Raw genomic sequence first — 19,758 nt, forward strand, 5'->3', positions numbered from 1 at the left:
GTGGCAAGCATTCGAGACGCTCAAAAGCAGATGACCCGCCGGCTTTTCCTCGACAAGGGGCTGAAGCTTTTCGAGGAGAAGGGGTTCGCCGCCACCACGGTGGATGACATTTCCGCTGCCGTAGGCACCACCCGGGCAACGTTCTATTCGCATTTTCCGTCCAAGGCCCTGCTCATGCGTTCGCTCGTCGAGCGGTCCAACGAGATGCTGACGGAGGCTGATGTCCCGCCGCTGCATTCGGTGGTGGAGTCCGGAGACCGCGAGCTGATCAGGGCCTGGCTGGCCCGGAAATTCGACCAGTGGGCCGACATCCGCCCCTATGTGGTGGCGGCGCACCAGGCCGCGGCCAGCGAACCGGACATCCAGGCGGCTTTGGACCAGTGGTTCGACACGGCGATCGACGACATGGTGGCGGGCCTCGACAGCGCCGGGCGCTTTGACCCGGCCAGCCGCCGGGTCCGGTGCGCGCTGGCCTTCGGCGAGCTGGAGTTCTTTTCCCGGCGCTGGATGCGGCTCGGATGGACCGTGGACCGCGATACTTCACTGGACCTGATGGTCGAGAACTGGTGCTTCCTGCTGGCTGAATGAGCGGACAACGCCAGGGCGCAGCCTGTTGGCTGCGCCCTGGCGTTGTCAGCTACCGCACGGCATCAGCGCGCCTGGACGTCCGCCGTCTGGCCCTCCGCCGGCTGATGCACCTCGACGATGACGGCGAGCTGGTACTCGACGTGCCGGACGTGGAAGGGGCTGACCTGGACGCCGCGAAGGCGGCGGTAAGGGTCTGCCCGGTTGCCGCACTGCGATTGGCCGCGGCATGACGATGCGAAAGATCGTGGTGGTCGGCAACGGCATCGCCGGGCTCACGGCCTGCGACTCGCTGCGCTCGGCCGGTTTCGACGGCGAGCTCACTGTTGTGGGCGCGGAGCGCCACCAGCCCTACAGCCGGCCGGCCCTCTCCAAGGCGCTGCTGCACGCCGTCGATGGCAACTCTGTCGACGGGAACAGCGACGGCGGCCTCCAACCCCATGTGCTCCCCGAGCCGACCCACGAAGCAAGGGAGCTGCTCGGAGTCAGCGCCACGGGCCTGGACGTCGAGGCCCGGCTAGTGCGCCTGGACGGGGGAGGGGAGCTGCCCTATGACGGCCTCGTCATCGCTTCGGGTTCCCGGGCCAAGCGACTCGATGCGGGTACGCAAAAAATGCAAAACAATGGAACAGCCGAACCACAACGCGACGGCTCCCACCGGGAACTCACCCTGCGCACCATCGAGGATGCGATCCTTCTTAAGGAACGCGTCGCATCGCGCCCCTCGGTTATCGTGATCGGCGGCGGAGCACTGGGCATGGAGGTCGCATCCGGTTGCGTGCACGTGGGCTGCGAGGTCACCCTCGTCTCCGACGTCAAGCCCCTGGCGCGTCAGCTCGGCGACCATCTGGCGGACATCTTCACCGCCGCCGCCAACCGGCGCGGACTGCGCGTGGTTGGCGGCGGGAAGGCCCGGCTTGCCGATCACGGTGCCGGGGCAAAGGCGGTCCTGGCCAACGGCACCGTGCTGGAGGCTGATCTGGTGGTCACCGCCATCGGCGATGAGCCGAACACCGGCTGGCTCGCCGGCACGGACCTCCTCGTCGACGGACAGCTGCGGGTCGATTCGCGCGGCAGGCTCCGGCCGGACATTGTCGCCGCCGGGGACGTGGCGTCCTTCCCGACCCGCCGCGGGGTGGAACGGGTGCCCCTGTGGACCAGCGCCATCGACCAGGCCAGGATCGCCGGCGTCGGCCTGCTCAGGGGTGACGCGGCGCCCGAGTTCGATTTCCAGCCGTACTTCTGGACGGAGGGCTTCGGCCTGACGCTCAAGGCGGCGGGCTTCGCGCCGGTCCTCGGGGCTCCCGATTACTGCGAGCCCGGCGGGGGTGCGGACTCGATGCTGCTTCGCTGGGAGAACGCGGACGGTTCCGGCACTGCCGCCGCGCTCAACTACCGGATCCCCATCCCCAAGCTGCGCCGGTTCGCCGTCGCCGGTCCGGCCGCGCTGCGTGCGGCGTCGCCCGCTCGAACCTGACGCCGCACAACACCGTTAGGATTGATGCATGTCGTCGTTGCGAGAAGCCCAGAAGCAGCTGACCCGCGACGTGATCGTCGAACGGGCGCTGGAGCTCTTCACCGAGAAGGGCTACGCCGCGACGACGATCGATGAGATCGCCGCTGCGGCCGGCACCACCCGGGTGACTTTTTACGCCTATTACCCCACGCGCAGCGACCTGATGCGGGACTTCATGGCCCGCGTCAATGCCGTCCTGGACCGCGCGGCCGGCCCCGACCGGAGGTCGACCGCGGCCGAGCTCGTCGACGTCGTGCGGGCGGGCGAGCTGGCGGGCATCCTGGCCTGGCTGGAGTCGCGGGCGGCGCTCTGGCCGGTCTTCCGCCCGTACCTCGACGTGCTCGAGGAGGCCGCCGCCATCGACCGCGAAGTGCGCGCCTTGGTCGAGGGATGGCATGAGGAGGTCATCTCCGACCTTGTGCGCGGAATGGAGCTGGCGGGGCGCTTCCCGGAGGAGACGCACCACATTCGCGGCACCCTTGCCTTCACCTCGCTCGACTACGTGGCCACCCTCTGGACCCGACGGAAGTTTGAACCGAACCGGGAACACGCCCTCGAGGTGCTCGCGGATAACTGGTATCACCTGCTCTGCGACGAAGGCTAAGCCTGCCCTCGCAGACGGACGCCTATGCCAGGCGTCGCGATCCTGATCGGCCCTGGCCACAGCCGGGGGTCCGGCTGCGGTCCCGGGGCACTTTGGCGCGGACACGCCGTCAACCAGGGCTCCGGCGTCGAACATTGCCCGCAAAGGGCCCCCGGGCGCAGGCAACCAGACACAAAAGCGGAAGGCCCCCTCGCCGAGGGGCCTTCCGCTTTTACGGCCGTTTAGCCAGTGCTCAAATCCACTTCGGGGCGGCTGGAACCGTCCCGTCTTTCGATTCAGTGCCGGGCCCGGTGGCGGTGACGCCGCCGTTGCCGCGGCCGGCGGCCCATTCGACGACGGCGGCCAGCGGTCCGGAGACCACGGTCGGAGACTCCAGCGTCGTGTCCCTGAACGTCAGATCGCGGTCGGTGACCTTGACCACGAGGCCCGCATCGGTGCCGCGGGTCTTCCACGCGCCGGTGATGTCCTTGAGCAGGCGCTCCAGGACAGGAACCGGAAGGTCGGCGAAGCTGGCGCCGTTGTCCAGGTCCACGGCGTGCATCCAGACTTCGCGGCTGCGCATCCAGACTGTTTCGGTGGCGGGGACTTCCCGGCCCTGGATCGTGCGTACTTTGTGGTGCCAGGCGTCCTCGGGCAGGTCCCGCCATTCGACGTTCAGGTGCACCGCGGAGTGGTCGAACAGGTGCCGCAGCGCGATCGGGCTCAGCGTGGCGCCGAAGTCGATCTCGTGGTCCCGGACCTTTGTGGAGGCATACATCGGGGTCTCGATCCCGGTGGCGGCCCACTCGACGAGCCGGGCGATGGCCCGGGCGTTGTAGCCGATGTGCGCCGTGATGTGGCGGCGGGTCCAGCCCGGCAGCAGCGAGTCGCCGTCGAGGTCCGCGTCAGAGAGCTCGTTGAGCTTGCGGGCGAAGAACGCCGTGCCCCGGCGCGCCTGCAGCAGCGCCGCCAGCAGGTCCGGGTCCGTCGTCTGGTCCTGGCGGGCCACCATCAGGCTTCCTTGACCACGCGGTTCTTCAGCTGCCCCAGGCCCTCAATGGTGGTGACCAGGAGCTGGCCCTCCTGCAGGTACCGTTTCGGGTCCTGGGCGTGGCCCACGCCGCCCGGGGTGCCGGTGGCGATCACATCTCCCGGGTTCAGCGTGATGATGGTGGAGATGTAGGAGACCAGGAACTCCGGTGTGAAGACGACGTCGTTGGTGGGAGTCTGCTGCTGGATCTCGCCATCGACCGCGGTGGTCATCAGGCCGCCGCTGAACTCGTCCCTGGTCACCAGGGCAGGGCCGAACGGGGTCGACTTTTCCCAGGTCTTGCCCTGCAGCCACTGGATGGTGCGGAACTGGTAGTCGCGCATGGACACATCGTTGAGCACGGCGTAGCCGGCGATGTGGTCCGCGGCGTCGGCCTCGGCGATCCGGCGGCCCTTCTTGCCGATCACGACGGCGAGTTCGGCTTCCCAGTCAACGGTGTCGGATTCCTGCGGCAGGGCCAGATCGTCGTTGGGTCCGATCAGGGATTCGGCGTACTTCGCGAACAGGGTGGGGAACTCGGGGACGTCCCGGCCCATTTCCTTGATGTGGTTGCGGTAGTTGTGGCCCACGCAGATGATCTTGCCGGGGGAGGGGACCACCGGGGCGAGGTCCGCGCCCTCGGCCGGGTGCGTCGCGCCGTTGGCTGCTGCGGCGATGGACTCCCAGGCGGAGTCCTTCAGCAGGGCCCCGACGTCGGCGAAGCCGTCGATCTCGGTCAGGGTCTCGCCGTCCTGGCGGACGGCCACGGTCCCGGTTTCAGCGCCGTTTTTGGTGCGGAGGGTGAGCAGTCTCATTACTTGGTGCGTCCTTCGATGTAGGTGCGGCTGAAGTTCAGCCGTTCAAAAATGGGGGCGTCGTTGAAGCGGAACAGATCAAACTCAGACTCCGCCTGCAGCGACCATTCGGCCCAGGAGGGCACCACGAACAGGTCGCCCTTGGCCAGGGTCCTGGCCTCGCCGTTCAGGACCACGGAGCCGGAGCCTTCGAAGACCTGCCAGACGCTCGAGCCCACCTCGCGGACCGCGTCGGTGGTGGCGCCGGCGCGGAGCCGGTGGAATTCGGCCCGGATGGTCGGCATCACGTCCCCGCCCGTGGTCGGGTTCGAATACCGGACCGCGGCGTGGCCCTGGGACACGGTGGCCGGGTGGCCCTCGTCCTCGAGCAGCAACTGCTCCGCCAGCGCCCGGTCCGTGTACTCCCACCGGTACGCGGCGATCGGGGAGCTCGTGGTGTCATGCAGGCCCGAGAGCGGGCGAAGGCCGGGGTGGGCCCAGAGCCGTTCGGAGCGGGAGATGTCCGGGGTGGCCTCGTCGGTGACGCGTTCGGTGCCGAACTCGAAGAACCCGGCGTCGGCGTAGTGCACGAACGGGATGTCCAGTCCGTCGATCCAGGCCATCGGCTGATCGGTGTCGTTGTGGTGGCCGTGGAAGTTCCAGCCCGGGGTCAGCAGGAAGTCCCCGCGGGACATCCGTACCGGGTCCCCGTTCACGACCGTCCAGACGCCCTCGCCCTCGACCACGAAGCGGAAGGCGTTCTGCGAGTGCCGGTGCTCCGGCGCGGTTTCGCGGGCGCCGAGGTACTGGATGGCGGCCCAGAGCGTGGGGGTCGCGTACGGGGTGCCGGCCAGGCCCGGGTTGGCCAGGGCTATCGCCCGGCGTTCCCCGCCCCGGCCCACCGGAACCAGATCCCCGGCACGGGCCGCCAGCGGATACAGGTCGCTCCACCGCCAGACGTGGGGGACCGCCTTCGGGGACGGGACCATCGGCATCAGGTCCGCGATCTCGGTCCACAGCGGGATCAGGTTCTCTCGGTCAAAATCCCGGTACAGCTCCTGCAGCTGGGCCGTCTCTTCCGGCGTCGGCTCCGGCAACGCGTGGCTGGCAGCCACGGATTCGTGGGTCGTGTTCTCGGCGCTGATGGACACGTGGGCCTCCTCGATAGGTCAGAACAGTTCGTTGGCGTGTTTCGACTCTACGGATGCCGGCGTGTGATCCCGAGCATATTCTGCTGAACAGAATTCCTGGCACAGGGCTCCGGTGCACTCAGTCCGGTTCGGCCGGGTTTGCGGCGATGTCGATCTCCAGCTGCCGGCAGGTTTCCCGCAGGGCGGGGACGAGCCCGGAGTCGAACACCCGGCGAAACCGGGTCGCGGGAGTGGCGACGCTGAGCGCGCCGACCACGTGGCCGTGCCGGTTGTGCAGGGCCATCCCAAGAGCACTTACGCCCTCCTCGGTGCCTTCGAAATTGGCTGCGAACCCGTTGCCGCGGATGGACTCCAGCTCGCGCAGAAATGCCGGAAATTCTTGATCCGGGATGGTGTCGCCGCCGATTTCCGCGTTGTGGCTGCGGAACAACTGCTCAATCATCGGCGGTTCCAGTTCGGCGAGCATGGCCTTGCCGCCGGATGTTCTGTTGGCGGGCATTACCGTGCCCTGCCGGTCACCCACCCGCAACACGTTGCCGCCTTCCACGGTGGCCAGGAACCGCACCTTGGTCCCCACCCGCACCATGAGATTCACGGTCTCGTTGAGCCGTGCCGAGAGCAGTTCCATGTGCGGCTGCGCGAGGGTGCGGAGCATCCGGGTCCAGCTCAGCCCGGCGGGTCCGACGCCCATGGCCGGGCCGGGGACATAGCGGCGGGTTTCGTCCTGGACGGCGAAGCCCCGGTAAACCAGCATCGCCAACAGGCGGTGGGCGGTGGAGGGGGCAACGCCCAGCTCGACGGCGGCATCCTTGAGCCGCAGCGCGCCGCCGTCGCGGAGGAGCTGGAGGAGCTGCAACGCGTTGTCCACCGCCTCGATGGAGTAGGTGGGCCGCTTTTGCGCGGGTCTGCGGGCCGACTTGGGCGCTGGGTTGTTCTGCACATCAGAATTGTATTGTGGTTCACCTGCCCTGACGAGGACGGTAGTGGGATGAATCACATACCTTCCGCTGCAGTGACGCAGCGGCCCACACCCGGGGCTCCGGGCCCCGCTGTCGCTGCTGGGGCCGCATCGCGGTTTTCCAAGGGCTCGGCGGCGGCCGTCCTCGTCTGCTGGCTCCTGGTGGTCTTCGATGGCTACGACCTGATCGTCTACGGCACCGTCCAGTCCTCCCTGATCTCCGAGACCGGCTGGGGCCTGAGCAAGGCCACCGCCGGCACCATCGGTTCCATGGCCTTCGTCGGCATGATGGTCGGGGCGATTTTCGCCGGCCGGATGGCAGACTCCTGGGGGCGCCGGCGCACCATCCTCGGCTGTGCCATCGTCTTCTCGATATTCACCATCCTCTGCGCCTTCGCCCCCAGCGCCGCCGTCTTCGGGGGGCTGAGGCTCCTCGCCGGCATTGGCCTTGGCGGGCTGGTGCCCTCCGCCAACGCCCTCGTTGCCGAACTGGTCCCGGCCAAATGGCGTTCCACGATCGCCACCCTGATGATGTCCGGCGTCCCGATCGGCGGGTCGATCGCGGCCCTCGTCGGCATCCAGCTGATCCCCGCCTTCGGCTGGCAGTCGATGTTCCTCGTGGCCGTGCTGGCCCTGCTGGTCGTGGTGCCGCTCGGGCTGAAATACCTTCCGGAGACCCTGGCCCCGGCCGGTGGCGGGGTCATGGGGAAGCGCAAGGTCGAGGAGCCCTCCGGCTTCTCCTCCCTGCTCCGCGCCCCGTACCTGGGCGTCAGCGTGCTGTTCGCCCTGGCGACGATCGCCACCCTGTTTGCCTGGTACGGGCTGGGAACCTGGCTGCCCAACCTCATGCAGCTGGCTGGCTACAACCTCGGGTCCGCCCTGACCTTCGCCCTGGCCCTGAACCTGGGTGCGGTGGCCGGCTCGGTCATCACGGCTTGGGCCGGGACCCGCTTCGGTCCCATTCCGACGGCGATCGCCGCGGCCGCCGTCGCCGCCGGAGCGCTTGTGGTCCTGGTTACGGGCCCGCCGGTCACCGTCGTGTACCTCATGCTGGTCCTCGCTGGCGTCGGCACCCACGGCACGCAGTGCCTCATCATCGCCGCCGTCGCGGGCCACTATCCCGGGCACCTGCGGGGGACCGCGCTGGGCTGGGCGCTGGGGACGGGCCGCATTGGCGCCGTCGCCGCACCGCAGGTAGGCGGCCTGCTGCTGGCCGCCGGGCTGGGCGTCAATTCCAATTTCCTCGCCTTCGCCGGCGCGGCCGCCATCGCGGCGGTCCTGCTGGCCGCCGTCGGCCTCAAACTCAAATCCAAAACCTCAACCTCCCCTTCACTAACAGGAGCAAGCAATGTCTGAGCACGTCCCGTCCACCAGTTTCCTGACCACCGACGGCTCGTCCACCGATGTCCTCGTCATCGGAGGGGGAATGGCCGGATTGGCCGGAGCCCTCGCGCTGCGGGAAAGCGGCGCCAACGTCACCCTCGTGGAGCGGGCCCCCGAATTCGGCGAGGTCGGCGCCGGGCTGCAGATGGCGCCGAACGCCTCCCGCGTCCTGAAGCGCTGGGGCCTGCTGGAGAAGGCCCTGGAGATCGGCGTCCAGCCCAAGCACCTGGTCTTCCGCGACGCCGTCACCGGCGAGGAGCTCACGCGCCAGAGCCTCGGCGGGGAATTCGAGGAACGCTACGGTGCGCCCTACGTGGTGATCCACCGCAGCGACCTGCACCGGGTCCTGCTCGAGGGCTGTGAAGCGGCGGGCGTGAAGCTGGTCAACGATGTCATGGTTCAGAGCGTGGAGACCGTGAACGGCAGGGGAGTGGCCCACACGGCAGCAGGCGTGGACTACGAGGCCGACGTCGTGATCGGCGCCGACGGGCTCAAGTCCAGCCTGCGCCCGCTCGTGGCTGGCGACGAGCCGGTCCCCTCGGCCTACGTCGCCTACCGCGGCACCGTGCCCATTACCGAACACACACCCAAAGCGGACCTCGAGGACGTCATTGTCTACCTCGGACCGGACTGCCACCTGGTGCAGTACCCGCTGCGCAAGGGCGAGCTGCTGAACACCGTGGCCGTTTTCAAGTCCGCCTCATTCGAACGCGGCGAGGAGCAGTACGGCGGAGTCGACGAGCTGGAGGCCGCGTACAAGGACTGCGTCCCCGCTGTCCAGGCTGCGCTGAAAAACCTGGGCACCAGCATGCGCTGGCCCATGTACGACCGCGATCCGATCGAAAACTGGGTGGCCGGCCGGATGGTGCTGATGGGCGACGCCGCGCACCCGATGCTGCAGTACCTGGCCCAGGGCGCCTGCCAGGCGCTCGAGGACGCAGCGGTGCTGCAGGACGTCACCAGCGGCACCGTGTTCACCGCGGACGGCGTCAACCCCGAAGCCTGGGACGGCGCGATCAAGGAATTCAACAACCTCCGCGCCGGCCGCACCGCCAAGGTCCAGCGCACCGCCCGCGTCTGGGGCGAATCCTGGCACGTCTCCGGGCTGGCCCGGACGCTGCGCAACCTGCTCTTCAAGAGCCGGATGGACAACGATTTCCGGTACAACGACTGGCTGTACGGCCAGGACGGCGACGGCGTGCCGGCGGCCAGCGCGGCACACTCCGGCGTGGCGGACAAAGTTTCTGCCTGATCCGGACTCCGGGCCGGGCGCCATCATAGGGGGACCCGTTACGCGCTCCGGGCCGGCTTCCTCAAGGAGCCGGCCCGGAGCTTCTTCCGTCGCTGCTTCAGGCCGACGCTGTTTCACGGAGGTATTGGCGGAGTCCTGGGATTGCGAAGTCCACCTTGCCGTAGCCTGCTGACTCGATCAGGCCTGCGGCGATGAGTCTCTTTCTGTACTTGGATACCACGTTGGGCTTGGCTGTCATGATGTTTCCGATCAGGCCCGCTGCGGATGGACCGTCCTGAAGGGCCATGGCGTCGAGGAACTCGCGGTCCTTGTCCGAAATATCCGATAGTGCTGACTCGACGACAACTAAGGTGTTTCGTCTTTGAGCGGCGTTGATGGCGCTGTGCACGCTGCTGGCATCCAGTTTCCAGCTGGCCTTTCCCGCCTCGAGCCAGAGGTAGTAGCCCACAAGCTGAATGAGGAAGGGGTAGCCCTCGGTAGCCTCCGCCGCCTCGCTGACGAGGCCGGGGGAGACGCCTATTCCTCCCTCACTGAAGAGCTCGCTGTAGGACGCAGTGACTTCGGCGATGGCTGCCTCGTGGAGATTGATCCTGTCGGCGCGTCGGAGGAAGGTCGCCGCTCCCTCGTTGAGGAGGTCGGAGACGGCGGATGGCAGGCCGGCGAAGATCAGGCCGATGGGCAGTCCGTCGCGGATGAAGTGCTGCACTTCAGCGGCCAGTTGGGATATCTCTGTGCGGTCGACCGCATGTATCTCGTCGATGGTGATAACGAGGCCTGTACCTTTTGCGTCCAACAGCCGTAGAAGTTCGTTCCCGGTCCGTCGCCAATCGGCACTCCGTTCCTGGGGGAGCTGGGTTGTTAGCCCGAACCCTGCCGCCGAGAATGCTGTGATTTTCCGCGTTGGGGGCCCTTCTCCGAGCTCCTCGACAAGCCGGAGCATGTCGTCGCCGATTCCGGCGAGGAAACCGGGGTTTGCTGTGCGGGAGATTACCGCCCAGCCGTGAGTCCTCGCGATCCGTTCTGCCGCGCTCAGCATGACTGTCTTGCCGATGCCTCTGGATCCGGTGATGATGGTCAAAAGCCCGGGTGCTCCCGAGCCTTGCTGCAGGCCGTACTCGAATTCGTCCAAGAGCCCGGCGCGCCCAATCAAGTCCGGCGGCGTGGCTCCGGCTGTGGGCTTGAAGGGGTTCCGCACGGGGACCTCCAGGGTGAGAGTAGGTGAAAGTGGTGAAAGTGGTGAAACTTGGCCAGCCTACCACCCTTGACGCCCGGCCAGTGGCTGCGGCGAAGCGGCCTGAGTGAGAGCCGGCGGGGGAGCAGGGGCGTAAGTTACGTCAACCTGTGAACGGGCATATCCTGCACGGCCAAACACAACGACTGATCGCGAGCACTGACCCCGCGGCAATTAGGCTGACCTCATGCATGAGAGAAAGTGGCCCTTACTGATCGGCCGGATCTGCCTCGGAATCGTCAGTGCGGGCCTCCTGGTATTCGGCGCGATTGTCGCTGCCGTTCCAATGGGCGCAGACGTGGGGCTGTATCGGGCGGACGGTCTCGCCACGTTCGGGTTGGGACTTTTTGGCGGACTTCTCGCGCTCGTGCCATATTGGCGAGTCGAACGGTGGGCCTGGTACGCGCTTCCGTTCTACCCGCTGTTCTGGGCCGCCCACCTGATTGGTCAGCTTCCGCCGGGTACTGACCATATCCACCAGGTCGTCTTCATCGCCCTTTCGTTGGCCGGGCTCTTACTGCCGGTCCGGACATTCTTCCCTCGCGCAAAGAGTTCAGAGCACGGTGACGAAGGTGCCGCTACCTAGAGCAGCATTTCGACCGGCTTTCCTCAGTCTCAAGGCCCTGTCCAAGGCCTCTCACCGCACATGTTCTAAACGCCGATAATCAACATTATGTCAAGTTAACTAGTGATTATCGCTTCTGATGCAATATCACCGCCTCCCCCTTCATGGCGCATCATTGTCGCCGCACCCCGTGGTCCTGGACGCCCGGGAAAGTACAAATTTCCTTTGACTGGTTTGTGGGTGTGAATTGGGGTCGTCAAATTCATCGGCAGAAGCCAAGGGCAAACCCGGTCTGGAAGACTATGCTCGGTTTGACCTGGACAAGCGGGACAAACACGCTCAGCTTCCAAGCCGAGTAACCACAGTTCGAAAACTTTGCGGACGTCCCAGGGCGGTCCGCTTCCCGGTCCGGCCCCGACGGCGACCAACGGGCTGCAGGGTTCAGGCGCCGATTCCACGGGACGCTCCCCGCACGGCTGCCCTGGGCTGCAGGGTTCACGACCGGGCGGACTCCCCCAGACCGCTCCAGGTCCTGTCAGCCCCAGCTCCCCCGCCTGTACTCAGGGCTCCGTATTGATTGATCAAATGTCCCTCGCATAGAAATCGCGGAGAATAGTCGCGACGATCGGCCGCAGCTGCTTCGGATTGACGGTGCCTTCGGCGGTTCGAATGATTGCGGTGTCCACCTCAGCCAGGAAGGCCTCGGATGATGCATGCCCTTCCGGGACACGGATCATCCAGACGTAGCCCCTCGGCCGCGGCGGGAGGCCGGCATCCCGGGGGTAGCGGTCGATGTCATCGTCAATTCCCGGCCGGTCGGCAGCTGTGAACGGTTCCTCGAAGGGTTGTTGCTTGCCCCCGCGCTCGATGTAACCGGTGATCATCCTGCCTGCGTCCGAGGACTGGCGGCGGCGCAAGTTGTCCAGGCCGGCTGCCCAGCCGATGAGCGCCCCCCAGCCATTCTCGGGCAGGTCCACCCAGGAAGCCGAGATCTCGGCTTCCTTCACGTCAGTCCACATGGGTACTCCTTGTTGGCGATACGGGTTGTTCCCCTAACTCCTGCCCAGCTGGTACCTGCTCACCACGGAAGACCGGATGATCCCCCCGGCCGCGCAACAGGCGATGTCGGCCCGGGCCGGGTCATCGGTAACCGAGGTCGCCGCTGCGCACCGCGGTTATGGCTGCTCCTTGCCGTACCGAATGGGTCACCTCTCCGCATGGCTGCGGTGGGGCAGAACATCCGGTTCCGGCACCCGCGTAGGGCGGCTTCCCGTGGAAGCTTGAGCCCCGCGTTGCAATCCGTACGTTGACCGTCGCCTGCGTCTCAAGGCGTGCGGTGGGCCGGGGCGAACTGTGCCGCGCGGTTGGTTTCTTCGGCGCGGATGAGGTGCACGAGCGCGTTGATGAGGGCCAGGTGGGTGAACGCCTGCGGGAAGTTGCCGAGGTGACGGCCGCTCACCGGATCCAGCTCCTCAGCGTAGAGGCCCAAGGGACTGGCAAGGGACAGCAGACGTTCGCACAGTGCCTTGGCGCGTACCACCTCTCCGATCTCGACCAGGGCTGAGACGAGCCAGAACGAGCAGGTCGTGAAGGTCCCTTCGTCGCCGGTAAGACCGTCGTCGGTCTGCTCGGGGCGGTACCGCAGGACGAGTCCGTCCCGGGTGAGTTCATCGGCGATGGCCAACACAGTGGCGCGCACGCGTGGATCGTTGGCGGGCAGGAATCGGACGAGCGGAACAAGGAGAAGCGAGGCATCGAGGTTCGTCGTGCCGTAGGACTGGACAAACACGCCCCGGTCGTCGACGCCATTGCGGCAGATGTCCTCATGAATCTCCGTGGCGATGGCGTCCCACTTTCGGGCGTAATCAGCCTGACCGTGCAGGCGCGCCAGCCGGGCACCACGATCCAGGGCGACCCAGCACATGAGCTTTGAGGAGGTGAAGGGCTTCGGTTCGCCACGGACCTCCCAGATGCCGTGGTCGGGGTCCCGCCAGTGGGCCGCGGCTTGCTCGACCTGGCGGAGCAGGACGGGCCAGAGCGGCTCGGGAAGCTGGTCACGGGATTTGGCGTGGAGGTAGACGGAGTCCAGCATCGTGCCCCAGACGTCGAGCTGGCGCTGGTGGGCGGCAGCGTTGCCGATCCGGACGGGGCGGGCGCCGTCGTAGCCGCCGAGTCCCTCGACTGTAACTTCGGGAAGGTCCCGTTCGCCGTCGATGCCGTACATGATCTGCAGGTCGTCTTCGGCAGCGACGTCGCGGATGAAAGCGAAGAAGTCGTCGGCTTCCCGGTCCAGGCCGAGGGTGTAGAGGGCCCAGAGAGCGAACGTGGAATCGCGCACCCAGGTGTACCGGTAGTCCCAGTTCCGCTCTCCCCCGGGCGTCTCGGGCAGCGAGGTGGTGGGCGCCGCGACCAGAGCCCCAGTCGGTGCGTAGGTGAGGCCCTTCAACGTCAGCGCGCTGCGCTGCAGCTGCTCCCGCCACGGGTGGTCGGGGAACTCGCCCCCGGTGATCCATTGCCTCCAGAAGTCAGTGGTCTGCCACTGCTTGCGCGTGGCTTCTTCCCACGTCCGCGGCGGGGGCAGCGACCCCCAGGAGAGCGCGATAAAAGCTTGCTCGCCCTCGGTCATCCGGCTGCGGATGGCCACGATGGAGTCCTCGATGCCCAGCCGGCGGTCGGTAGTCAGACGCAGCACTGGATCCCCCTCGTCGCCGCTGACGGTCACGGCCTCTCCGTATCCGGGGCTGGAGAACTCCCACCGTGCCCGGCGCTGGCCGTAGCCGAAGACCGGCTCGCACAGCACGGACAGCTCAACCGCACCGTTGACGCACCGGACGGTGCGCAGCAGGCAATGCTCGGCCTCGTAGTTCGTCGGCGGGCGGCGGTACCGGCGGGCCCTCAACTCGGTGTGGTGCCATGGACCCATCACCAGGGCATCCCTCACGATCAGCCAGCCCGTCCTGGTCTGCCAGGTGGTCTCCAGGATCAAGCTGCCGGGGAGATAGCGGCGCGCAGTGGGCTCCCGGACGCCGTACGGCGCCACCTTGAAGCCACCCGCGGCGCGGTCGAGGATAGTCGAGAACACACTCGGTGAGTCGTGGCGCGGCACGCACATCCACTCGACCTGCCCGCTCGATGCAATCAAGCAGTTGGCCTCACAGTCAGACAAAAACCCATAGTCGGCGATCGGCGGATACGGGCTCGTGCCGGCCCCGGGCCGCCGCCTCCCCTCTGCCCCTGACCGGGCGTCGATCCTCACCACCCCAGTATGTTCCCCTCAGGGCGGAAACGGGACCCCTGCTACCTGGACGATCTCCTCCCCAACAGCCAGTGTCGCATCGCAGGCGACGACGGCGATGCGGCGGCGAAGATCTCGAACGTCCGCCGGCCAACGAGGCGCTGGACCTGAATTCCCCCCATGATCGAAGGCCCCCTCGACCCGGGAGAGCGTCTACCCGCTCTGCCAATCCTTGGGATTGCCGATGGATCGAGAAGATGAACGACGGAGGATGGATCTCGTGTCACAGGTACTGCGTTTCGATCAGACCGGCCAGCACGCCTGCGCCATAGGCCTTGTCAGGGCCCCGCCGAGTGGTGACATGATGGGCGCATGAGCCGAGTCACGTGCGATCTGACCATCTCCCTCGACGGATTCCTCGCCGGCCGGAACCAAAGCCTGACGGAACCCCTGGGCGAGAACGGAGAACTCCTCCACAGGTGGATGTTCGAAGAAGCCGAGTCCAACGCAGCCGAACTCGAAGGCATCCTCGCCGCCGGCGCCTACATCATGGGCCGGAACATGTACGCCGGTCCCGGGGCATGGGATGAGCAGTGGCGGGGATGGTGGGGTGAGGAACCGCCCTATCACGCACCCGTCTACGTTCTCACCCATCACCCCCGCGAGCCTCTGGAAATGGAGGGCGGCACAACGTTCAACTTCGTAGCCGATGGGATCGAATCGGCGCTGGCCCAGGCGCGGAAGGCCGCTGGCAACAAGGACGTGGCCATAGCCGGAGGAGCGCAGACCGCCCGACAATTCCTTTCGGCGGGGCTGATCGACGAGCTGCGGCTCCACATTGCGCCCATAGTCCTGGGCGCGGGCGAGCGGCTGCTGGACGGCATGACGGACCTCAAGCTTGAGCCGACGGACGTGAGCGGTTCCAGCCTCGTCACCCACGTGCGCTATCAGGTAATCCGCTGACGGGCTGACCCTTAGTCCTCGGACGTCACTCGGTGGACGGAGAGTCTCCACCCAACCCGAACCGTCGCGGGACCATCAGCGCGTGGTCTTCGCGACCAGCCCCCGGCGGCCTTAGCGGCCCGGATCTCGTGGTTGGCCAGGAAGAAGCAGGCGTACCAGACGCCCTCGAGCGTCAGTACCGACAGCGGAAGCAGCAACGCTTCACCGGTCACACCATAGACGACGCCCCCGACCACGGCAGCGGCGATCCCGCTTGAGAGCACCCGCCGTCGGTAGATACGGATCTGGCTGGCTACCGTCGGGTCGTCGGCACACTGCGCCGGCACCCGGACTCCGAACGGCTCGGTCGGACTGGTGATGGAGGGAAGCACGAGGGCAAGAGCGAGCAGCAGCCCCGACAACAAGCAGCTCACGGCGACGGCAGCGGTCATGGCCTTCCCCCGGGCTGTCTGGTGTCGAATGAATCGAGCACGGACCGGCAGGTCTGGAGGACATCGTCTTTTGTCGGTCCATCCGGCTACACTGAACCTATCGAACATATATTCGAATAAGGGTGTGTTGTGGGCGTTGTTGTCGGTCCCCGCGTGATAGACGCGGGCATGTCGTTGCTGTCGGTGCTGATCTCTCCGGTCCCCGTCGCGGCCGGGTACCCCTCGCCGGCGCAGGACTACTTTGACGGGCGAATTGACCTGAACGAGCATCTGATCAAGGACATCACCAGCACCTACGTCGTGCGGGTCTCCGGAGACTCGATGGAACGCGCCGGCATCAGCGACGGTGATGAACTGATCGTCAACCGGGCCCTGGAACCCAAGGACGGGTCCGTGGTCATCGCCGTCCTGGACGGGGAGTTGACCATCAAGCGGCTGCGGATCACGGCCGCCGGCGTCGTGCTGCAGGCGGAGAATCCGGCCTACCCGGACATTCGGGTTCCGTCCATGTCGGATCTGGTCATCTGGGGCGTCGCGACCCGCTGCCTGCACCATGTTTGAGGCACGCCATTTCTAAGCCCTCCCCGATGCGGCGGATGCCGCAGATCGCGCACGTGGATGTGAACTGCTTCTACGCCTCGGCCGAGCGGGCATTCGACCCGTCCCTCGAAGGCCGGCCCGTCGTCGTCCTGTCCAACAACGACGGCTGCGCCGTCACCCGGTCCCCGGAAGCCAAGGCTCTCGGGATCGGCCTCGGTGAACCATGGTTCAAACTCGCCCCGCGGGCCAAGGAGTGGGGACTTGTTGCCCTCTCGAGCAATTACGAGCTTTACGGGGACATCAGCGCCCGGGTGATGGAACTGCTAGGCCGCTACAGCGCCTGGTTGGAGGTTTACAGCATCGACGAGGCCTTCCTGGGCGTCAAAGGCGCGCCGGAGGACCTGCTGGTTCTGGGCCAGACCATGAAGGCAGCCGTGCGGCGCAACGTCGGGGTGCCGGTCTGCGTCGGAATCGCCGGGACCAAGACCCTGGCGAAACTGGCCAACAAATGGGCCAAGCACAACCCGGCCTTCGACGGTATCTGCCACTGGGACTCTGTGCCCGCGGCCGCCCGGGAAGCGCTCATGGGCCGGCTTTCCGTGATCGAAATCTGGGGCGTCGCGACGCGGCTGACCAAACGCCTCAACGCCTTAGGGCTCCAGTCCATCCTTGACCTGTCCCGGGCGGACCCGGTGATGATCCGGGACCGCTTCTCCGTGGTCATGATGCGCACCGTCCTGGAACTGCAGGGCACCCCGTGCATCCCGATGGAGGAAGAACGGATCGGCCGGGACCAGCTCATCTTCTCGCGCTCCTTCGCCACACCTATCACCACCGCCGCCGGCATGCGGCAGGTCCTGTCCGTCTACGGCCAGCAGGCTTCAGCGCGGCTGGCCAAACACAGCCTCCAGGCCAAGGTCCTCACCGCCTTCGCCGGCACCTCACACTTCAACCCGGAAGACACCTCCTACCCCTCGGTGTGCGTGCCGCTGCCGATGCCCACCGCGGACCCGGTGATCCTGACCAAGGCTGCCCACGCCCTGTTGCCCCACATCCAGGAAGGCGTCAAGTACGCCCGGGCCGGCATCATGGTCACCGACCTGCGGCCCACCGGCAACCAGGCACCGCTGGCCCTGTTCGAGAACCCGCACGAGGAACGCCGCATCGGGACCCTCCTGGAAGACGTGACCCGCCGATACGGGCGCGGCTCCATCGGCCTCGGCCACGCCGGCATACGCGGCGGGCCGGACTGGACCATGAAACGGGACATGCTCTCCCCCCGCTACACCACCCACTGGGACGAACTACCCCTCGTCAAAGCCGCCTAAGACAACCACACCCCGCAGCACCGCACCACGAGAGACCCCCCATGACCCTCAGCACCGAAAACCCCACGCAAACCCTTGAGCTTCAAGTCCGGCTCGACCCGGCAGGCACGCCCCTCGCCATCCGGCACGACGGACGGATCTGGCTTGTCGATCCCGCCATCGAATCCCGGCACTGGATCGGCGGTGACCCCGGGCTAGGCCCCCGATGCTCTGCCGCCGCCGGCGCCAACCCGGCCGGTACCGAATACTGGCGCGTCGGGGCCCGGCTGGGGTCGACTTCAGCGCTGCGCACCTTCACGCTGCGCCGGAATCCACGCTCCGTCCAGTGGCTCCTGGACGACATCAGCGACGGCAGCTAGGCAACGGTGACGCTGAACCGCCCGCCGATCAACGACAAGACCTGGGCGGGGATCAGGGCAGAGTTCACGCTGCCCGCCCTGGAACAGGTCCGCCGCCGCCTCGCCGAACTGATGGACGACCCCGACCCTGTAATGCAGCAGCTCGTCCGGGTGTTTATCGACGACGGCACCTTCTGCCCCGGATTCCAATTCGTCGCCGGGGGCCACCTCCACCCGACCGTCGTCGACCTTTTCCAGCGCGCCATAGAACTGAAGGTTCCGCACAACTACTTCACGGCCTGGATGGTCACACCCTCGCGGGAACTCGGCGGGTCCCGCCCCGTTGACCACCTGAAAGGCGGCCGCGCTCCCCTGTTTCGCGCGCTGGAATCCCACCGCTGGAGTTAGGGCCGGCCCGCGACCGACGTGCAACGGTTCCGCTGATCATTCCGGCCCGGGGATGGGTTGAGTCACATCCGGGAATCGCAGCTGCCCTGCCGTTGGTAGTCTTTAGCCCACTATCCTTTTCCGCCCGACACTTGAGGTGCGAACCATGATCCCGACGACTCCCACTCCGGGCACTGTCCTTCTTGCCGGAGCCACCGGCGATCTCGGCGGGCGCATCCTGCGGAATTTGGTCGCCCTGGGGGCCACCGTCCGGGTCCTGACACGGCCAGGGACCAGCACGGAGCGCATCGCGCAGCTCCGCGCCCAGGGCGTCGAGGTGATCCAGGCAGGCTACGACGACCCGGCGGCCCTCCGAAGGGCCTGCGCGGATGTTGACTGCGTAGTCTCCGCGATCAACGGCGTGGACAGCGTAATTTTCGACGCCCAGTCGCGCTTGCTGGAGGCGGCGGCCGCGGTGGGCGTACCGCGTTTCATCCCTTCCGATTACTCCATCGATTACCGTGGAATCCGCCCCCGAAGCAACCGGAACTTGCAGTTCCGCCGAGACTTCGCACAGCGGCTGGATGCCACCGAAATCCGGGCCACGTCCATCCTCAACGGCGCCTTCACCGACATGCTCTCCGGGCAGGCACCCATGATCCTCTTCTCCCGGCGCCGTGTACTCTTCTGGTCCGACCCCGACCAGGTGCTCGATTTCACCACGAAAGACGACACTGCCACCTACACCGCGGCCGCCGCCCTCGACGAGCGGGCGCCCCGCGTCCTCCAGATCGCCGGAGACCAGGTCACGGCAAGGACCCTGGCAGCCACCATGTCCGCCCTCACCGGAACGCAATTCCGGCTCCTCTACGCAGGCAGCGTCGGTTCCTTGACTGCTATGAGCCGCGCCATCAAAGCCCTCATGCCGGCCTCTGACGAGCCGTTCCCGCCGTGGCAGGGCATGCAGTACTTCGCCAACATGTTCAGCGGCGACGCGACTCTGAACTATGTCAGCAATGACCGGTACGGGAGCCGGACATGGACCACCGCCCGGGATGTCCTGGACCAGCACGTGCGGCAGAGCTCACCGGCCCCGGTCGCCTAGCCTGGGGGTTGTTGCACGGATAAGCCCGAACCCCTAGGGTTCGGATCATGGCCGCGCCTGGGGGACCCGCTCAATACGGAATGCACACGACGCCGATACTGTTGTCCCTAGCGTGCCTCGCCGTCGTCGCGTTCATCACGGCCTGTGCGTCTACTCCCCCACCAACTACCTCGGCCGGCGAGCAAACGGTCACCAAACCGCCCGCCGCCACGGCCGCACCGTCGACGGGCGCCGGTCTGTCGCCCGGCATGACCCTCGCCCCGGTTCCGCCGATTCCGCCAGCCCCCGGGCACGGTGTAGATGAATGTCTGGCACAGCAGGCTGAGAACGCCGTAGCCAACGGAGCGCTGGAGTGCCAGTACTTCACATCGGGTTCCATGGTG

General features: G+C 66.8%; 21 protein-coding genes. 13 read left to right on the forward strand and 8 right to left on the reverse strand.

The window, feature by feature from the left end:
- From B5X90_RS01180 to B5X90_RS01195, 4 genes are read left to right on the forward strand one after another with little or no spacing between them, the layout of a single operon-like run.
- On the forward strand, positions 1-588 hold the full coding sequence (locus B5X90_RS01180) for a TetR/AcrR family transcriptional regulator (RefSeq protein ID WP_079549688.1): 588 nt from the start codon (positions 1-3) through the stop codon (positions 586-588).
- Positions 585-818 carry a ferredoxin gene (locus B5X90_RS21465; protein ID WP_256859996.1) on the forward strand — a complete coding sequence of 78 codons (234 nt, stop codon included), beginning with the start codon at positions 585-587 and terminating at the stop codon, positions 816-818. The genes B5X90_RS01180 and B5X90_RS21465 overlap by 4 nt, the downstream gene beginning before the upstream one ends.
- On the forward strand, positions 815-2,062 hold the full coding sequence (locus B5X90_RS01190) for an NAD(P)/FAD-dependent oxidoreductase (protein WP_079549689.1): 1,248 nt from the start codon (positions 815-817) through the stop codon (positions 2,060-2,062). The genes B5X90_RS21465 and B5X90_RS01190 overlap by 4 nt, the downstream gene beginning before the upstream one ends.
- A 28-nt stretch (positions 2,063-2,090) precedes the next feature.
- A complete protein-coding gene (locus tag B5X90_RS01195) occupies positions 2,091-2,705 on the forward strand; it encodes a TetR/AcrR family transcriptional regulator (protein WP_079549690.1) in 615 nt (204 codons plus the stop codon).
- A 232-nt stretch (positions 2,706-2,937) separates the two neighbouring features.
- Here the strand turns inward: B5X90_RS01195 and B5X90_RS01200 are convergent, their stop codons facing one another.
- The 4 genes from B5X90_RS01200 to B5X90_RS01215 all read right to left on the reverse strand — a co-directional run bounded on the left by B5X90_RS01200 (position 2,938) and on the right by B5X90_RS01215 (position 6,599).
- Complete coding sequence (locus tag B5X90_RS01200; RefSeq protein ID WP_079549691.1) at positions 2,938-3,696, reverse strand: maleylpyruvate isomerase family mycothiol-dependent enzyme; 759 nt, start codon at positions 3,694-3,696, stop codon at positions 2,938-2,940.
- Complete coding sequence (locus tag B5X90_RS01205) at positions 3,696-4,529, reverse strand: fumarylacetoacetate hydrolase family protein (RefSeq protein ID WP_079549692.1); 834 nt, start codon at positions 4,527-4,529, stop codon at positions 3,696-3,698. Before B5X90_RS01205 ends, B5X90_RS01200 begins: the two co-directional genes overlap by 1 nt.
- Entirely contained in the window at positions 4,529-5,659 is a 1,131-nt protein-coding gene (locus tag B5X90_RS01210; RefSeq protein WP_079549693.1) for a cupin domain-containing protein, read from the reverse strand. Before B5X90_RS01210 ends, B5X90_RS01205 begins: the two co-directional genes overlap by 1 nt.
- A gap of 118 nt (positions 5,660-5,777) precedes the next feature.
- Positions 5,778-6,599: an IclR family transcriptional regulator gene (locus B5X90_RS01215; protein ID WP_079549694.1), complete on the reverse strand. Its 822-nt coding sequence runs from the start codon at positions 6,597-6,599 to the stop codon at positions 5,778-5,780.
- A gap of 48 nt (positions 6,600-6,647) precedes the next feature.
- Between B5X90_RS01215 and B5X90_RS01220 the strand changes: the two genes are divergently transcribed.
- Complete coding sequence (locus tag B5X90_RS01220) at positions 6,648-7,973, forward strand: MFS transporter (RefSeq protein ID WP_079549695.1); 1,326 nt, start codon at positions 6,648-6,650, stop codon at positions 7,971-7,973.
- Positions 7,966-9,252, forward strand: coding sequence for an FAD-dependent oxidoreductase (locus B5X90_RS01225; RefSeq protein WP_079549696.1), 1,287 nt, complete (start codon positions 7,966-7,968; stop codon positions 9,250-9,252). The genes B5X90_RS01220 and B5X90_RS01225 overlap by 8 nt, the downstream gene beginning before the upstream one ends.
- Before the next feature lie 97 nt (positions 9,253-9,349).
- Here the strand turns inward: B5X90_RS01225 and B5X90_RS01230 are convergent, their stop codons facing one another.
- Entirely contained in the window at positions 9,350-10,447 is a 1,098-nt protein-coding gene (locus tag B5X90_RS01230) for an ATP-binding protein (RefSeq protein WP_079549697.1), read from the reverse strand.
- A gap of 223 nt (positions 10,448-10,670) precedes the next feature.
- On the opposite strand from B5X90_RS01230, the gene B5X90_RS01235 reads away from it, so the two are divergent.
- The gene (locus B5X90_RS01235; protein WP_079549698.1) at positions 10,671-11,069 is read left to right on the forward strand and encodes a hypothetical protein; all 399 of its coding nucleotides are present in this window, start codon (positions 10,671-10,673) and stop codon (positions 11,067-11,069) included.
- A gap of 560 nt (positions 11,070-11,629) precedes the next feature.
- Here B5X90_RS01235 and B5X90_RS01240 read toward each other — a convergent pair.
- Positions 11,630-12,067: a DUF5956 family protein gene (locus B5X90_RS01240; protein WP_079549699.1), complete on the reverse strand. Its 438-nt coding sequence runs from the start codon at positions 12,065-12,067 to the stop codon at positions 11,630-11,632.
- A gap of 305 nt (positions 12,068-12,372) precedes the next feature.
- On the reverse strand, positions 12,373-14,307 hold the full coding sequence (locus tag B5X90_RS01245; RefSeq protein WP_079549700.1) for a glycoside hydrolase family 15 protein: 1,935 nt from the start codon (positions 14,305-14,307) through the stop codon (positions 12,373-12,375).
- Positions 14,308-14,655: 348 nt separating this feature from the next.
- Here B5X90_RS01245 and B5X90_RS01250 point away from each other — a divergent pair, with 348 nt between their 5' ends.
- The gene (locus tag B5X90_RS01250) at positions 14,656-15,246 is read left to right on the forward strand and encodes a dihydrofolate reductase family protein (protein ID WP_079549701.1); all 591 of its coding nucleotides are present in this window, start codon (positions 14,656-14,658) and stop codon (positions 15,244-15,246) included.
- A gap of 11 nt (positions 15,247-15,257) precedes the next feature.
- Here B5X90_RS01250 and B5X90_RS01255 read toward each other — a convergent pair whose 3' ends face one another.
- Positions 15,258-15,677: a hypothetical protein gene (locus B5X90_RS01255; RefSeq protein ID WP_079549702.1), complete on the reverse strand. Its 420-nt coding sequence runs from the start codon at positions 15,675-15,677 to the stop codon at positions 15,258-15,260.
- A gap of 129 nt (positions 15,678-15,806) precedes the next feature.
- On the opposite strand from B5X90_RS01255, the gene B5X90_RS01260 reads away from it, so the two are divergent.
- From B5X90_RS01260 to B5X90_RS01280, 5 genes are all read left to right on the forward strand, one after another.
- The gene (locus tag B5X90_RS01260) at positions 15,807-16,238 is read left to right on the forward strand and encodes a LexA family protein (protein WP_079549703.1); all 432 of its coding nucleotides are present in this window, start codon (positions 15,807-15,809) and stop codon (positions 16,236-16,238) included.
- Between the two features lie 26 nt (positions 16,239-16,264).
- Positions 16,265-17,545, forward strand: a complete 1,281-nt coding sequence (locus B5X90_RS01265; RefSeq protein WP_179128996.1) for a Y-family DNA polymerase — start codon at positions 16,265-16,267, stop codon at positions 17,543-17,545.
- Between the two features lie 41 nt (positions 17,546-17,586).
- Entirely contained in the window at positions 17,587-17,904 is a 318-nt protein-coding gene (locus tag B5X90_RS01270; RefSeq protein ID WP_079549705.1) for a hypothetical protein, read from the forward strand.
- A gap of 6 nt (positions 17,905-17,910) precedes the next feature.
- Positions 17,911-18,291 (forward strand): hypothetical protein, encoded by a 381-nt coding sequence (locus B5X90_RS01275; protein ID WP_079549706.1) that lies wholly within the window; start codon positions 17,911-17,913, stop codon positions 18,289-18,291.
- Positions 18,292-18,436: 145 nt separating this feature from the next.
- On the forward strand, positions 18,437-19,375 hold the full coding sequence (locus B5X90_RS01280; RefSeq protein ID WP_079549707.1) for an NmrA family NAD(P)-binding protein: 939 nt from the start codon (positions 18,437-18,439) through the stop codon (positions 19,373-19,375).
- The last annotated feature ends 383 nt before the right edge of the window (positions 19,376-19,758 follow it).

This window comes from Arthrobacter sp. 49Tsu3.1M3, from assembly GCF_900168135.1.
GTDB lineage: Bacteria > Actinomycetota > Actinomycetes > Actinomycetales > Micrococcaceae > Arthrobacter.